We start from the raw sequence: 17,411 nt of genomic DNA, 5'->3' as shown, positions 1-17,411 counted from the left end.
GGGAAACGTATCATTGGGGTCGCAGCGGCTTAGGCCGCCGGAGTGCTCCCAAGTACGGTAAACCCTTGGCTCATCGGCTTTATTGTTGCTTTTGTCATCATATAAAGGGGGATTTATCCCCCTTTTTGCTTCTTATATTTTTCCTGAATCACCTGGGAATCACCCCGCTGAAACATTCTTGCGGCGCTTATCCAAATCTTTCAATAAACGATTAACCTGGTCATCGGCAAACATCTCTTCCAATGTTGCCGTCAACTTTCGCCGCCAGTTTGGATATTCATCACTGGTGCCAGGAATGTTCACTGGGGTGGCCATATCCAGCCAATCTTCCGGCTGCAAACCCAATAATGCACTGGCACTGTCGGCAACATAGCGCTGCAATCCACGATTAAGAACCGGGCTCATCGACAGCAACGACGCTTTATGACCCACTTTCTTAGGCACGCAATCATAATGATGCAACCCTTCCAGCAAGCCTTGTTTCGCACGTTCCCTATCAAGATAAAGCTGTTTCAATATCTGTTGGTCCGGGTATAGCCCCAGCTTATTTCCCAACGTCAAATCATCACTTTGCCAATAACCGCGCAGCGTCGGCAGATCATGAGTGGTGATGGTTGCCATCGCTTGTACCGGATAAGACTGTGGTGCGCGGAAAATGTTTTCGCTGTCATGCTCAAAATAGAGCACTTTATAGGAATACACTCCGCTGTCGCGCAGCTTACCGACAATCTCAACCGGCACCGTGCCTAAATCTTCACCAATCACCATGCAGCGATGGCGCTGGCTTTCTAACGCTAATATCGCCAGCAGATCATCGACCGGGTATTTGACATAAGCCCCTTGATCCGCCGTTTGGCCGTAAGGAATCCACCACAGACGCAATAACGCCATCACGTGATCAATACGCAGCGCGCCACAACTGGCCATATTAGCCCGCAATAAATCAATAAAAGGCTGATAAGCGCGTGCCGCCATGACGTGTGGGTCCATTGGTGGCAACCCCCAGTTCTGACCCAATGGCCCTAAAATATCGGGTGGCGCCCCCACTGAGGCTTTAAGGCAATATAACTCGCGATCACACCAGGTTTCAGCACCGCCTTCTGCAACACCTACTGCCAAATCGCGATACAACCCCAACGGCATTTTCCGTGTTTGACTGGCACGGAAGCAGTCCTCAAACTGGCTGGCCGCCAACCACTGTAGCCACAGATAGAAGTTCACTTCATCAGCATGCTCACGACAGAAATCAGCCACAGCACTGCTGTGCCCATCACGATATTTTTCCGGCCACACCGGCCAGCCCCACATCATGGGGTCGTTTTTACTTAAATGAGCATGCAAAGCATCAAAAGCGGCCTGTTGATGCAGGCTGCTTCCACCCTGTTCAACAAAACGATGGAATGCCTGTACCCGAGCATCTTTGGTTTTACGCGCCGTAAAAAGCGGGAAAGCCAAACGCAAAGCGGTCAACTTGAGCTGCATGACCTGCGGATAATCAACCCATTCACTGGCACGCGCTTTCGCCAGCGCGCTTTGTGTCTCGGGCTGATGCCACCAGGTCTGCGCTGCCTCGCTATGCTGGAATTCATCCACGCGATTGACATCAATATAAATCACATTCAGCCAGCGCCGGGAAGAAGGACTGTAAGGGCTGGCACTGTGTGGATTGGCCGGATATAGCGCATGAATCGGGTTAAGCCCAATAAAAGCCCCACCGCGCTCACCGACCTGCTCCAACATCTGATTGAGGTCGCCAAAATCACCGATACCCCAATTGTGTTCAGAACGCAGGGTATAGAGCTGAACACAGGCTCCCCAGAGTTTTTTCCCCGCCAACAGGGCATCTGGCTCATAGCAACGTTTCGGAGCGACGATAACCGAGCACTGCCACTGCTGTAAGCCTTGTTCCAATACCAAGCGGTGATAGCCTTGCGGCAGTGAAGCCGGCAATGTCAGCGTTTTTTTGGCACTGATACGCCCCTGATGCAAATCACCTTTTTCGGTCTGTAACTGCCAGTGATAATCGCCTGAACCCGCCATTGGCAGCTGCATTGCGCTGCCAAAAGTAAATATTTTTACCGGTGGTAATGGTGCTTTTTCTGTCTGAGAATCTGGGGGCACACTGGTGCGCCCCATGGCCGCCAACAACTGCTGCTTGGTTTGTGCCGAAATAGCCTGCGACTTACCATGCGCATTAATATAGTTGGCGGCAATCCCTGCCAGTGTCGCTGCTTGATCGAGCGATTTACGATCCATGCAGTCTTCTCCTTAACGTTTAGCTTGCCAGATCCGCGTTTGATAATCGCGAATTGAACGGTCAGAACTGAACATCCCTACCCGTGCAGTGTTAAGAATGGTACGGCGGGTCCATTCATCCTTATCGCGGTACAGGGCATCAATTTGCTGCTGTGCCTGACAATATGAAGCAAAATCAGCCAGTACCAGATAAGGGTCGCCCCCTTCCAACAAGCTATGCAACATCATGTCAAATGCGTGCTTATCACCTTGGCTAAATGCACCGCTGGCCAGCTCATCCAGAATGCTTTTCAGATGCGCGTCAGCTTTCAAATAAGTCTGTGGCTTATAACCTTTCGCCAGAATAGCTTTTACCTGTTCAACAGTGTTGCCGAAAATAAAGATATTCTCATCACCCACCTGTTCAGCAATCTCGACATTAGCACCATCCAGAGTACCCACCGTCAATGCACCATTCAGTGCCAGTTTCATATTGCCGGTGCCGGAGGCTTCTTTACCCGCAGTTGAAATCTGCTCGGACACATCCGCCGCTGGGATCATCAACTCGGCAACCGAAACTTTGTAATCAGGGATAAATACCACTTTCAGGCGATCTTTAACGATCGGATCGTTATTGATCTTCTCAGCAGCCTGATTAATTGCATAAATAATATTCTTGGCTAAATAATAGCCCGGAGCTGCTTTAGCGCCAAACAGGAACACACGTGGAGCGATGTCCAGATTTGGGTTGTCGCGGATCTGGCGATACAGCGACAGAATATGCAACAGGTTCAAGTGCTGACGTTTATATTCATGCAAGCGCTTAATCTGCACATCAAAGATGGCATCCGGGTTAATGGTTATCCCCATCACGCGCTTAACATATTCAGCTAACTTAACTTTATTGTCGTATTTGATCTGCTGATAGCGAGTGCGGAAAGCCTTATCTTCGGCATAAGGCTCAAGCCCGGCTAATGCATCCAGATCATTCGCCCATTCCACTTTTAATGTGTCATCAATCAAACCAGACAGTGCCGGGTTACATTGCTTCAACCAGCGACGTGGTGTTATGCCATTGGTAACGTTGTGGAATTTATTTGGCCACAACTGGTAGTATTCAGGGAATAAATCTTTGATAACCAAATCTGAGTGCAACTGCGCGACACCATTGACCGCAAAGCCGCTGACCACGCACAGATTGGCCATCCGCACCTGCTTATTATGGTGGACTGCCAGCTTGGCCCAAACTTCTTCATCGCCCGGCCATTGCTTATCGACCAACTTCTTAAATTGCGCATTGATCTGCTTGATGATGACAAAATGACGTGGCAGCAAGCTGCGCACCAGTTTTTCATCCCAGCACTCAAGAGCTTCTGGCATCAAGGTGTGGTTGGTATAGGCGAAGGTTTTACTGGTGATAGCCCAAGCCGCATCCCAGCTCAACTGATGCTCATCCAACAATACGCGCAGCATTTCAGGAATGGCGATAGTCGGGTGGGTATCATTCAACTGAATAACTTCATAATCCGGCAGTTCAGCCAGCTTGCGGCCTGCCAAATGGTGCTTACGTAAGATATCCGCCACCGAACAAGCGCACTGGAAATATTGTTGCATCAACCGCAGGCGCTTACCGGCCAGATGGTTGTCATTCGGATACAGCACTTTAGTCAGCTTTTCTGCTTCAACACCGTTTTTTTCGGCCAGTAAGAATTTACCGTCATTAAAGTTTGTTAAATCAAATGGATGCTGGTGAGTTGCTTGCCATAAGCGCAATGGCTGAGTGACGCCGTTACGAAAGCCCAGCACCGGTAAATCCCAGGCTTCGCCACGTAAGGTAAAGGCCGGACGCCATAGCTGACGGCCATCCGCTTGTTTCTCCAGCTTGCCACCAAAACCGACATCCACCGCCAGCGCGGCATTGTGGCGGAACCACGGGTAGCTCTCGCGCTGCCAATTATCCGGCGCTTCCTGCTGCTTACATTCACTGAAAGATTGGCGGAACAAACCGTATTGATAATTCAGACCATAACCGGTGGCGGGTTGCTCAACTGTCGCCATCGAATCAAGGAAACAAGCTGCCAGACGCCCCAAGCCACCATTACCCAATGCCGGGTCGGTTTCCTGCTCTAACAGGTCACTTAGATTAACCTGCTGCTCAGCTAACAGCGCCTCTACCTGGTCATACCAACCCAAGTTAATCAGGTTATTAGCGGTTAAACGCCCAATTAAAAACTCCATTGAAATGTAGTTAACATGGCGCTGTACTTTTTTGGCTTTACCGGGGGCGGGCTGAGCAGATAACTGCTCGGCTAATGCTGCACTGACCGCTTCCCACCATTGGTGTTGGGTCATTTGCTGAGCGGAGGTTAAGCCAAAGCGCTGCCACTGGCGGGCAAGTGCGGCCAGAAAATCGTCCTTTTTAAGCATAGGCTGTGACATAGGGAGGTCTCTATCCTGTGAGTGGGGTAATTTTACCCTTATCCTGCCAATGAGAACTGACAAGAGCATCATCCTGCCGGACGATTAGCTGGGGATGAGTCGCAGGGCGTAGCTAAAATTGTGATCCGGTGCAACTTACAGCCATAGGAAACATTAACTCTATTGCAATAAGATGGCTGTTATCAGACCTTAGCAGTGCTGATTAATTACGAGGCTAAAAATAATTACTCTTATGAATGCCTGTAACAACTTCCTACAAATGGACATATCAATCGCCAGGACGTCTTCTCACCGGATCTCTTTAAAACCGGACATAGCATGCTGATCCCATCAAAACTGAGCCGCCCGGTACGGCTGCAAAATACCGTGATACGTGATCGCTTGTTAGTTAAGTTATCGGGTGTCGCAAATTACCGTCTGACCTTAATAAATTGCCCGGCGGGGTATGGTAAAACGACGTTGATCGCTCAGTGGGCAGCCGATCAGTCCGATCTCGGGTGGTATTCTCTCGATGAAAGTGACAATCAGCCTGAACGTTTTGCGACCTATTTGGTGGCAGCGATCCAATTGGCGACCCGAGGCCATTGCAGCAAAAGTGAGGCCATAAGCCAAAAGCATCAATATGCCAGCCTCTCTGCGCTGTTCGCACAATTATTTATCGAGCTGTCCGAGTGGGATGGCCCGCTGTATCTGGTTATTGATGATTATCATTTGATTACCAATGATGCCATTCATGAAGCCATGCGTTTTTTCCTGCGTCATCAGCCAGAAAATCTGACATTGATTATGCTGTCGCGTACCTTGCCGCCACTGGGGATTGCCAACTTGCGAGTTCGCGACCAGTTGTTGGAATTAGGTATGCAGCAGTTGGCATTTAACCATCAGGAAGCGCAGCAATTCTTCGATTGCCGCCTCTCCGTGCCGCTGGAACAAGGTGATAGCAGCCGCCTGTGTGATGAAGTTGAAGGCTGGGCGACGGCGCTGCAATTGATCGCGTTATCATCTCGCCAGCCTAACTCCTCAGCACAAAAATCAGCAAAACGACTGGCAGGTCTAAATGCCAGCCATTTGTCAGACTATCTGGTCGATGAAGTGCTGGATCAGGTCGATAGCGATGCACGCGCCTTTCTGCTGCGTTGTTCGGTTTTGCGCTCAATGAATGATGCTCTGATTGTGCGCCTGACCGGCGAAGATAACGGCCAGCAACGGCTGGAAGAGTTGGAGCGCCAGGGCTTATTTATTCATCGCATGGATGATAGCGGCGAATGGTTCTGTTTCCATCCGTTGTTCGCCACTTTCCTGCGCCAGCGTTGCCAATGGGAACTGGCATTAGAGTTACCAGAGTTGCACCATGCAGCGGCTGAAGGTTGGATGGCGCTGGGCTATCCGGCGGAAGCCATTCACCATGCATTAGCGGCGGGTGATGTCGGCATGCTGCGCGATATCTTGTTGCAACACGCCTGGACGCTGTTTAACCACAGTGAGTTAGCCCTGCTGGAACAATGTCTGGTCGCGCTGCCCTATTCTTTATTGGTACAAAATCCTGAACTGGCGCTGCTACAGGCCTGGCTGGCACAAAGCCAGCATCGCTACGGTGAAGTTAACACCTTGCTTGAGCGCGCCGAATCGGCAATGCAGGAACGTAAAATTCCCATTGATGAGATTTTGCGGGCTGAATTCGATGCTTTGCGTGCTCAGGTGGCCATCAATGCCGGCAAACCGGAAGAAGCTGAAAAGCTGGCAACAGATGCACTGAAATATCTGCCAATGGCGAACTTTTACAGCCGTATTGTCGCCACTTCAGTCACCGGCGAAGTTCATCATTGCAAAGGGGAGTTGAGCCGCGCGCTGCCAATGATGCAGCAAACCGAGCAAATGGCACGCCGCCACGAAGCCTATCACTATGCTTTATGGGCATTATTGCAGCAAAGTGAAATTCTGATCGCACAGGGGTTCCTGCAAGCGGCTTATGAAACACAAGATAAAGCCTTTGATTTAATTCATGAACAGCATCTTGAACAACTGCCGATGCACGAATTCCTGTTGCGCATTCGCTCTCAGGTATTGTGGTCGTGGTCACGGCTGGATGAAGCCGAAGAAGCGGCGCGTAAAGGTATCGAAATTCTGGTGAATTACCAGCCACAGCAGCAATTACAGTGTCTGGCGATGCTGGCCAAATGCTCATTGGCGCGTGGTGATTTGGATAACGCTAACATGTATATTCAGCGCTGCGAGGCACTGCAACATGGTAGCCAGTATCATCTTGATTGGATTACCAATGCTGATAAGCCACGGGTTATTCACTGGCAAATGACGGGCGACAAAGCCGCAGCGGCAAATTGGCTGCGTCAGGCCGAAAAACCGGGTATGGCCGATAACCACTTTTTGCAGGGCCAGTGGCGCAACATTGCGCGGATACAGATTATGTTGGGTCGTTTTAATGAAGCGGAAGTGGTGCTGGACGAACTCAATGAGAATGCCCGCCGCTTGCGTCTCACCAGTGATCTTAACCGTAACCTGTTGTTAAGTAATATTCTTTACTGGCAAACCGAACGAAAAAGTGAGGCGCAAAAAGCGCTGATTGAATCACTGTCACTCGCCAACCGCACCGGTTTTATCAGCCATTTTGTGATTGAAGGTGAAGCGATGGCGCAACAGCTACGCCAGCTGATTCAACTCAATGCCTTACCCGAGTTAGAGCAGCATCGTGCCCAGCGCATTCTGAAAGACATTAATCAGCATCATCGGCATAAATTTGCTCATTTCGATGAGATCTTCGTCGATAAGCTGCTAACTCACCCACAAGTACCAGAATTGATCCGCACCAGCCCGCTGACCCAAAGGGAATGGCAGGTCTTGGGGCTGATTTACTCCGGTTACAGCAACGACCAGATAGCCAGCGAGTTAGATGTCGCGGCGACCACCATTAAAACCCACATTCGTAATTTGTATCAAAAATTGGGGGTTGCTCACCGGCAAGATGCGGTGCAGCAAGCGCAACGTTTATTACAGATGATGGGATATGTTTAATAAACCCATACTAATTTATTTAAATATCAGTTAGTTAAATTAATTTTTATCTCTCTGGTTGGGTGTAGCTGTCAATAACCATTCTTTTTAACTGGTCTTTATTGATGAAAAATTGATTACAATCTCGCGCTTAAATTATCAATTGCGATAAAGGTCATCAGCAATATGGAACAGTTTGAAACAATAAGTATTGAGCAGGCCTATAACCGCCTAAAAGAAAATAAAGCAGTTTTAGTTGATATCCGCGATCCGCAAAGTTTTGAAGCCGGTCACGCGCCTGAGGCGTTTCATCTGACCAATAGCAGCTTGCATACTTTTATGCAACAGACTGATTTTGAACAACCAGTGATGGTGATGTGCTATCACGGCAATAGTAGTAAAGGTGCAGCGCAGTATCTGCTCCAACAAGGCTTTGAGGTGGTTTATAGTATTGATGGTGGTTTTGAAGCATGGGCAAGAAGCTATCCGCAAGACGTGGTACAAGCCGGTTAGCTAATATTCATCCGATTGTGATATTTTTAAGCACTTTGATTAAAATCTCGTGATACCCAATAGATTTCAAGAGGCAGGAAGGCGGCAAGGGAGTGACAACTCGGTGAAAACCGATTTGAACAGCATTTATGCTAGCCCGTAGGGTGAGCCTCTTTGAGGTTCATTAATCCCGATGAGCTGACTCAAGTCAGTAATTCGGGTAAGCGAGAGCAGCCAACATAGCTGCAACTTGAAATATGAAGGGTATAAATATGGTTCGTGTAATAGCAATTTCTAATCTACGTCTGGCGCAGGCTTTCGTCGATTATATGGCCACTCGCCATGTGGCACTGGAAGTGAAGCCGGATGCTCAGGGTGCGGAGATCTGGCTCGCCGATGATGAGCAATTACCCCTGGTACAGCATGAGCTGGAACAGTTTTTACTCGATCCTCTCAATCCGCGCTATCAAGCCGCCAGTTGGCAATCGGGCAATCTGCATTCTAATTTGCCTTACCAGCGTTTCTCTTATCTCCAGACTCTACGCAGTCAAGCCGGGCCACTGACACTGAGTGTCATGGTGCTGTGTATCGCCATCTATATTCTGATGCAAATCGTCGGTGATGGCGCAGTGATGTCCTGGCTGGCCTGGCCACGTGATAACAGCCAGTATCTGCAAATCTGGCGTTGGGTCAGCCATGCTTTTTTACATTTTTCGCTACTGCATATCCTGTTTAACCTGATGTGGTGGTGGTATCTGGCCGGGCAGATGGAAAAACGGCTTGGCACCGGCAAATTGCTGGTATTAACTATTGTTTCAGCCTTATTCAGTGGCTGGGGGCAATCGCTGTTTAGCGGTGTGAATTTTGGCGGTCTTTCTGGTGTCGTTTATGCCCTGATGGGTTATGTCTGGCTGACCGGCGAACGCGCACCTGAGCGGGGTATCTCGCTGCCGCGTGGTTTGATGGCTTTCTCGGTTCTCTGGCTGGTTGCTGGATATTTCGATATTTTAGGGTTGTCGATTGCCAATGCAGCGCATGTTTCAGGCTTGATTATTGGGTTGCTGATGGCATTTTGGGATACGCGCAACAACGCAAAAACCACACAATAACTGTCTGGACAACCAGGCACATTAGGGGATTATCGTGAAGCAAACGCAGCGGCATGATGCGATTATTGAATTGGTTCGCCAACAGGGCTACGTCAGTACTGAAGAGCTAGTGGAACATTTTGCCGTGAGTCCACAAACCATCCGACGCGATTTGAATGACTTGGCGGATCAAAACAAGATTCACCGCCATCATGGCGGCGCGGCGTTACCCTCCAGCTCAGTCAATGCGGCTTATAACGACCGTAAAGTGATGTGGTCGGAAGAAAAGGCGCGTATTGCCCAGCGAGTTGCCAGCCAGATCCCCGATGGCGCGACCCTGTTTATTGATATCGGCACCACACCGGAGGCAGTGGCTCACGCCTTGATGAATCACAAAGGTCTACGTGTGGTCACCAACAATCTCAACGTAGCCACCTTACTGACTGCTAAAGAGGATTTCCGTCTGATCCTGGCTGGCGGCGAAGTGCGTACCCGTGATGGTGGAATTATTGGTGAAGCCACATTGGATTTCATTTCTCAGTTCCGCCTTGATTACGGCATCCTCGGTATTAGCGGCATTGATATGGACGGTTCCCTGTTGGAGTTTGATTACCATGAAGTGCGCACCAAGCGGGCGATTATCGAAAACTCCCGTTGTGTGATGCTGGTGACCGACCATTCCAAGTTTGGTCGTAATGCGATGGTGAATCTGGGGAATATGAATCTGATCGATTATTTGTTTACCGATCAGATGCCACCCGCCAGTGTGATGAAGATTATTGAACAGCATGAAGTTCAACTGGAGTTATGTTGATAGTTTAGCTTTGGTGATCCGATTCGGTTGTTAGAGCAACTGAGTTTACTTAACTTCCGATGAACCAACCGGCAAAGGGGTCATAAGCGTGGCACCTTTGCCGGTTGAGGCTACGGAGGTAAGTTAATCACTGAACTTATGTCAACCGAACCGGAATACTGAACAACCAAACCTAATCACCAAATCCAAACCTCTCCCTCCACATCCTGATAACAAAACTGTTACTTCCATCACGCATAAATGTTTTTTTTTGGTTAAGTCTTGGCTTGTTTGTTGGTTTTTGATTACAATCATGAGCGAAAACGAACATTAAAGAGCTGTTTCGAACATCCAGAGGGAGTAAGCATGGAAACCAAAGACTTGATCGTGATCGGTGGCGGCATTAATGGTGCCGGTATCGCTGCGGACGCTGCAGGGCGTGGCCTGTCCGTTCTGCTGCTGGAAGCACAAGATTTGGCCTGTGCTACGTCTTCTGCCAGCTCCAAACTTATCCACGGTGGCTTACGTTACCTGGAACACTATGAATTCCGGCTGGTCAGTGAAGCATTGGCCGAACGTGAGGTTTTGCTGAAACTGGCTCCTCATATCGCTTTCCCAATGCGCTTTCGCCTGCCCCATCAGCCCCATCTGCGCCCGGCGTGGATGATTCGTACCGGCTTATTTTTGTACGATCATTTGGGCAAACGTACCAGCCTGCCAGCCAGTAAAGGGCTACGTTTTGGGCCAGAGTCAGTATTGAAGCCCGAGTTAGTGCGCGGTTTCGAATATTCTGACTGCTGGGTCGATGATGCCCGTCTGGTCGTGCTGAATGCTCAGGAAGTGGTCGAACGTGGTGGCGAAGTACGTACTCGCACCAAAGTGACTCGCGCCTGGCGTGAACAAGGCCTATGGATGGTGGAAGCGGTCGATGTCAACACCGGCAAAACCTTTACCTGGCGTGCCAAAGGGCTGGTGAATGCTACCGGCCCGTGGGTTAAACAGTTCTTCGATGATGGCCTGAAACTGAAATCACCTTATGGTATCCGCCTGATCAAAGGCAGCCATATTGTGGTGCCACGAGTACATAACCAGCCGCAAGCCTATATTCTGCAAAACGAAGACCACCGTATTGTCTTCGTTATTCCATGGTTGGATGAATATTCCATCATCGGCACAACTGATGTGGAATACCACGGCGATCCGAAAGATGTGAAGATCGACGATCAAGAAATTGATTACCTGCTGAAGGTGTATAACGACCACTTTAAAAAGCAACTGGGGCGCGACGATATTGTCTGGACTTACTCTGGCGTTCGTCCGCTGTGCGATGATGAATCAGATTCACCGCAAGCTGTTACCCGCGATTACACGCTGGATGTCGCTGATGAAGGCGGCAAAGCACCTCTGCTTTCGGTATTTGGTGGCAAACTAACCACCTACCGCAAACTGGCAGAACATGCGCTGGAAAAACTGTCCGGCTACTATCCAAATGTCGGCCCGGCATGGACGAAAACCGGTTCGTTACCGGGCGGGGATATTGGTGGCAATCGTGATAACTATACGGTACAACTGCGCCATCGCTATAACTGGCTCCCTGAAGGATTGGCGCGCCGCTATACCCGTACCTATGGTAGCCATAGCGAGCTGATTTTGGCTGATGCCACCAGCATCGAAAGTCTGGGCGAACATTTCGGCCACGGTCTGTATGAAGCAGAATTGCGCTATCTGGTTGAGAAAGAGTGGGTTGTTGAACTTGATGATGCCATCTGGCGTCGTACCAAGTTAGGCATGACTCTGGATGATAAACAGAAACAGCGTGTTGCCGAATGGCTGGCAGAAGTGCGGGCTGAGAAACAACAGACTCTCTCTTTGGTCTCCTGATAACAAATTCCCGCCATCTATCTGTTAGAAAAACCCTCTTCACAGTTCACTGTTGAAGAGGGTTTTTGTTATTAACTCGCCGAATGTTTAAAGCCTGATTGGCTTAATATGCCAAATATCATCGGCATACTCTTGAATAGTCCGATCCGAAGAGAAATACCCCATATTGGAAATATTGAGTAAGGTTTTACGTGTCCATTCGTCTGGATGACGATAGAGCGTATCGACTTGATCTTGGGTATCTACATAGCTGCGATAATCCGCCAGCAACTGATAGTGATCGCCCAGATTAACCAGTGAATCAAACAAACTGGTGTAACGATGAGGATCTTCAGGGCTGAAAACACCCGTAGCAATTTGCGTCAATGCCAAATGCAGTTCTGGATCTTCGTCATAATATTTCCGTGGGTTATAACCATTATTACGCAGCGCCTCAACCTGCTCAGTCGTATTACCAAAGATAAAGATATTATCCTCACCAACATGCTCACGGATCTCGACATTCGCCCCATCCAATGTGCCAATAGTCAGCGCCCCATTCAGCGCAAATTTCATATTACTGGTTCCCGAGGCTTCAGTACCCGCCAGCGAGATCTGTTCGGAAAGATCAGCCGCTGGAATAATCAACTGCGCCAGACTGACACTGTAGTTCGGGATGAACACCACTTTTAGCAGGTTATTAATACGCGGATCGTTATTGATCACTTTCGCCACATCATTGATCAACCGAATGATTTGCTTCGCATTGTAATAAGCCGATGCTGCTTTACCGGCAAAAATCACCACTCGTGGTATCCACTTCTCATCAGGGGCTTCAAGAATGCGGTTATATCGGGTTATCACATGCAGGACATTCAACAGTTGCCGTTTGTACTCATGAATACGCTTGATTTGCACATCAAATAGCGCATCCGGATTCACCACAATATTCAGCTTTTGCGCAATATAGATAGCCAGTCGCTTCTTATTCTCTAGCTTGGCTTTTTGCACTGCCCGCAAGAAGCTCACGTAATCAATATTCTTTTCCAGCTCACTGAGTTGGCTCAAATCCGTGCGCCAGTTATGGCCGATACTGTCATCCAATACTGCGGCCAATGGCCGGTTAGCCAGACCCAGCCAGCGCCGTGGTGTAACTCCATTGGTTTTATTGCAGAAGCGGTTCGGGAAGATACGGGCAAAATCAGCAAACAGCGATTGCACCATCAACTCTGAATGTAGCGCCGACACGCCGTTCACTTTGTGGCTGGCAATCACCGCAAGCCAGGCCATACGTACTCGTCGACCATCATTTTCATCAATAATCGATACCCGTGGCAGCAACTCCGGTTCATTCGGATACTGTTCCTGCACCAGTTTGAGGAAATGATCATTGATATCAAAGATGATTTGCAGATGGCGCGGCAGGATCTTACCAATCATGTCGATAGGCCAGGTTTCCAGTGCTTCGCTCATCAAGGTGTGATTGGTGTAGGAGAACACTTGCTGCACCACATCCCAGGCATCCATCCAGCTAAATTTATGTTCATCAATCAGTAGACGCATCATTTCAGGGATAGATAGGACTGGATGGGTATCATTCAGGTGAATAGCAATCTTATCAGCCAAATTATCGAATGTTTGGTGCATCGTCCAATGGCGGTTGAGAATATCCTGCACCGTGGCGGAGACTAAAAAGTACTCTTGCCGCAGGCGCAGTTCGCGCCCGGAGTAGGTCGAGTCATCGGGATAAAGTACCCGGGATACGTTTTCTGAATGGTTTTTATCTTCTACCGCTGCGAAGTAATCACCCTGATTGAATTTACCCAGATTGATCTCATTACTGGCCTGTGCAGACCATAAGCGCAGGGTATTAGTCGCATCTGTATCAAAACCAGGAATGATTTGATCATAGGCACAAGCGAGGATTTCTTCCGTTTCCAACCAGCGAGTTTTGCTGCCTTCCTGCTGAATACGACCACCAAAACGCACTTTATAGCGGGTATTGTGCCGTGGAAACTCCCAGGCATTGCCATATTCCAGCCAGTTATCCGGCGACTCCATCTGCTGGCCATTGACGATTTTCTGGCTGAACATGCCATATTCGTAACGAATGCCGTAACCGCGACCGGGAAGTGCCAATGTCGCCAGTGAATCCAGAAAACATGCCGCCAAACGCCCTAAGCCACCATTACCTAAACCAGGGTCATTCTCTTCTTGCAGCAGCTCAGACAGATTGAGGCCCATTTCATCCAAAGCCTGTTCGATATCTTCATAAATCCCCATCGATAACAGTGCATTAGAAAGCGTTCGCCCCAAGAGAAACTCCATCGACAGGTAATAAACCTGCCGAACATCTTGGGATAATTGTGCACGATTAGAGCGCAGCCAGCGTTCAACCATGCGATCACGCACGGCAAATAAAGTCGCATTCAGCCAATCGTGCTTAGTCGCAATAGAGGGATCTTTGCCCACAATAAACATCAATTTGTAGGCAATCGAGTGTTTCAGCGCGTCCACACTGACAACAGGTGAGGTATAACTGAACGGTGATGTCATAGCGGTTTTCCCAATTAGTGGTTACAACAAATCGGCAACGAGAAATCACAGACGCCGATAAAGTGACAGATAGTCTGCCGCTGCTACTTGCCAACCAAAGTCCAACCCCATCGCGTGGCGCTGAACGTGACGCCAATGTTTTGGTCGGCTCCACAGAACAAAAGCACGGCGCATCGCCCGTACCAATGCTTGTGCATCGCATTCATCAAACACAAACCCCGAGGCACTGCCATCTGCCAGATTTTCCAGCGCGCAATCCACCACGGTATCTGCCAACCCGCCCGTATGCCGGACCAGTGGCAAAGTGCCATACTTCAAGCCATATAACTGTGTTAACCCACAAGGTTCAAAACGGCTGGGCACCAGAATCACATCCGCACCGGCAATAATTCGGTGTGAAAATGCCTCGTGATAGCCTATTTGCACCCCAACCTGACCGGAATAGTCTGCCGCAGCCGCCAGGAATGCCTCTTGTAAAATGGCATCACCCGCCCCCAGAACAGCTAATTGCCCTCCCAATTGCAGTAAATCGGGCAACGCTTCCAGCACCAAATCTAACCCTTTTTGCTCCGTTAACCTGCTGACTACGGCAAAAATAGGTTTCTTCTCCGTCACCTCCAACCCCATCGTGGTTTGTAGGTGTGTTTTATTTACCGCTTTCTTTTGCAGATCTTCTGCATCATAGCGGGCATGGAGCAAAGCATCCGTTTGTGGGTCCCAGATATCACTGTCCACCCCATTGAGTATTCCGGTCAATCGCCCCTGACTGGCTCGCTCTTGTAGCAGCCCCTCCATACCGTAACCAAAGGCAGGTTGGGTAATTTCCTTGGCATAGGTCGGACTGACGGTGGTGACATGGTCAGCAAAGAACAATCCGGCTTTCAGATAGGAAATTTGGCCATAGAACTCCAGCCCATACATTTGGAAAAATGCGGCCGGCAGCTGTATTTCAGCCAAATGGTGCCCCGAGAACAACCCTTGATAAGCCAAATTATGGACGGTAAATACTGAACGTGCAGGGCGGCCACGTGCCGCGAGATAAGCACAAGCTAGCCCGGCATGCCAATCATGGGCATGCACTACCTCTGGACGCCAATAACCATCCAGGCCACAAGCCAGTTCACAAGCCATCCATCCCAGTAATGCAAAACGGCGATAGTTATCAGCATAAGCATGCAAAGACTGGTCGTGATACGGGCTTCCTGCCCGGTCATAAAGGCCTGGTGCATCAATCAGGTAAATACCAATCCCCTGATAATGGCCATAACGTAATGAAACACGGCCAGCAAAGGTATCAATCTCCCTGACCAAAACCGTGTCTGGGATGCCACGGCGTAAGTCAGGGAACCCCGGCAGCATAACCCTGACATCGGCTCCCTCAGCAATTTGAGCGGCAGGTAAAGCACCAACAACGTCAGCCAATCCCCCGGTTTTTAACAACGGGAATAGCTCGGAACATACGTGTAGAACCCGCATCATCACTCCTATTTATACCCTTCTTACTTGAAGCGGCAGGGTTGTTAGCTGCTCTCACGCACCCGAATCACTGACCTGAGTCAGCTCATCGGGATACCCTCGTTTGCTGCCTACCTGCCACTCCAATTAATTTGGGTATAAGATACTCACTTAATAAATGATAAAATCCGATAGCCCTATTTCGCCGCCAGCTTGGCCAGCATCGAACGGGTCACTAACACCACCCCGCCCTCAGAGCGATAAAAACGCTTGCTGTCTTCTTCGGCATTTTCACCAATAACCGTCCCCTCAGGTATCTGGCAGGCTCGGTCAATAATGCAGCGGCGCAGGCGGCACGAACGGCCAATATGTACATCCGGCAGCAGTAATGTGGAATCAATGGTGCAAAACGAGTTCACCCGCACCCGAGGGAATAGCACTGAGTGCACCACCACCGAACCGGAAACAATGCAGCCACCGGAGACCAACGAGTTCATGGTCATACCGTGGCTACCGGAACGGTCCTGCACAAACTTGGCGGGCGGCAGCGGCTCCATATGTGTCCGAATAGGCCAATCGCGGTCATACATATCCAGCTCTGGCGTCACCGATGCCAAATCGAGGTTGGCGCGCCAGTAGGCATCCAACGTCCCAACATCACGCCAGTAAGGCGGCAGTTCAGCATTAGAAGTCACACAGGAAAGATCGAATGGATGTGCCCAGGCCACTCTTTGCTCAGTCAATTTGGGGATAATATCTTTACCAAAATCATGGCTGGAACCAGGAGTTTTCTGATCTTCTTCTAATAATTTAAACAGATAATCAGTATTGAAAATGTAGATACCCATGCTGGCGAGGGCCATATCCGGGCGGCCTGGCATCGCAGGAGGATTAGCCGGCTTTTCATAGAAAGCGGTTATCTGATAATCCTCGGCAACCTCCATAACACCAAATTCAGTGGCCTCGGTAATGGGGACTGGAATACATGCCACAGTACACTCAGCCCCTTTCTCGGCGTGGTCGAGCAACATGCGGGAGTAATCCATCTTGTAAATATGGTCACCCGCCAGAATGACGATATGTTCCGCTTTGTAGCGACGGATAATATCCAGATTCTGATAAACCGCATCTGCGGTTCCTTTGTACCACTGCTCAGTGCTCAAGCGCTGTTGGGCTGGCAATAAATCGACAAATTCGTTCATTTCCTCATTGAGGAATGACCAACCACGTTGAATATGTTGAACCAAGCTATGTGACTGATATTGCGTTATCACGCCAATACGCCGGATACCCGAATTCAGACAGTTGGAAAGGGCAAAATCAATAATACGAAACTTGCCGCCAAAATGAACTGCGGGTTTAGCACGGGTCGCCGTTAAATCTTTCAGCCGCGAACCACGGCCACCCGCCAGAATCAGCGCGACAGATTTATTCGGTAATAATCGAGCTAACATCAGTGGGTCTTTGTTCTCAAACTTAACCAT

General features: G+C 49.4%; 10 protein-coding genes. 5 read left to right on the top strand and 5 right to left on the bottom strand.

Features of this window, described 5'->3' with window-relative positions; genetic code table 11:
• Positions 1 to 159 precede the first annotated feature (159 nt).
• Positions 160 to 2,256 carry a 4-alpha-glucanotransferase gene (gene malQ, locus FTB31_RS12935; protein ID WP_227731441.1) on the bottom strand — a complete coding sequence of 699 codons (2,097 nt, stop codon included), beginning with the start codon at positions 2,254 to 2,256 and terminating at the stop codon, positions 160 to 162.
• A 12-nt stretch (positions 2,257 to 2,268) separates the two neighbouring features.
• The gene (malP, locus tag FTB31_RS12930; RefSeq protein ID WP_050076726.1) at positions 2,269 to 4,674 is read right to left on the bottom strand and encodes a maltodextrin phosphorylase; all 2,406 of its coding nucleotides are present in this window, start codon (positions 4,672 to 4,674) and stop codon (positions 2,269 to 2,271) included.
• Positions 4,675 to 4,992: 318 nt separating this feature from the next.
• Here malP and malT point away from each other — a divergent pair, with 318 nt between their 5' ends.
• From malT to glpD, 5 genes are all read left to right on the top strand, one after another.
• The gene (malT, locus tag FTB31_RS12925) at positions 4,993 to 7,704 is read left to right on the top strand and encodes an HTH-type transcriptional regulator MalT (protein WP_019084095.1); all 2,712 of its coding nucleotides are present in this window, start codon (positions 4,993 to 4,995) and stop codon (positions 7,702 to 7,704) included.
• 165 nt (positions 7,705 to 7,869) lie between these two features.
• On the top strand, positions 7,870 to 8,196 hold the full coding sequence (gene glpE, locus FTB31_RS12920; RefSeq protein ID WP_227731440.1) for a thiosulfate sulfurtransferase GlpE: 327 nt from the start codon (positions 7,870 to 7,872) through the stop codon (positions 8,194 to 8,196).
• Between the two features lie 251 nt (positions 8,197 to 8,447).
• Positions 8,448 to 9,284 (top strand): rhomboid family intramembrane serine protease GlpG, encoded by an 837-nt coding sequence (gene glpG / locus FTB31_RS12915; protein WP_227731439.1) that lies wholly within the window; start codon positions 8,448 to 8,450, stop codon positions 9,282 to 9,284.
• A gap of 34 nt (positions 9,285 to 9,318) precedes the next feature.
• Complete coding sequence (locus FTB31_RS12910) at positions 9,319 to 10,077, top strand: DeoR/GlpR family transcriptional regulator (RefSeq protein ID WP_005157500.1); 759 nt, start codon at positions 9,319 to 9,321, stop codon at positions 10,075 to 10,077.
• A gap of 345 nt (positions 10,078 to 10,422) precedes the next feature.
• Complete coding sequence (gene glpD, locus FTB31_RS12905) at positions 10,423 to 11,937, top strand: glycerol-3-phosphate dehydrogenase (RefSeq protein WP_050076722.1); 1,515 nt, start codon at positions 10,423 to 10,425, stop codon at positions 11,935 to 11,937.
• Between the two features lie 87 nt (positions 11,938 to 12,024).
• Here the strand turns inward: glpD and glgP are convergent, their stop codons facing one another.
• The 3 genes from glgP to glgC all read right to left on the bottom strand — a co-directional run bounded on the left by glgP (position 12,025) and on the right by glgC (position 17,411).
• Complete coding sequence (gene glgP / locus FTB31_RS12900; protein ID WP_077175001.1) at positions 12,025 to 14,472, bottom strand: glycogen phosphorylase; 2,448 nt, start codon at positions 14,470 to 14,472, stop codon at positions 12,025 to 12,027.
• Positions 14,473 to 14,517: 45 nt separating this feature from the next.
• Positions 14,518 to 15,948, bottom strand: a complete 1,431-nt coding sequence (gene glgA / locus FTB31_RS12895; protein ID WP_077175002.1) for a glycogen synthase GlgA — start codon at positions 15,946 to 15,948, stop codon at positions 14,518 to 14,520.
• A gap of 176 nt (positions 15,949 to 16,124) precedes the next feature.
• Complete coding sequence (glgC, locus tag FTB31_RS12890; protein ID WP_019084100.1) at positions 16,125 to 17,411, bottom strand: glucose-1-phosphate adenylyltransferase; 1,287 nt, start codon at positions 17,409 to 17,411, stop codon at positions 16,125 to 16,127.

The sequence above is a fragment of the Yersinia proxima genome (assembly GCF_902170785.1).
GTDB lineage: Bacteria > Pseudomonadota > Gammaproteobacteria > Enterobacterales > Enterobacteriaceae > Yersinia > Yersinia proxima.
This window is presented reverse-complemented; position numbering and strand designations above follow the sequence as displayed.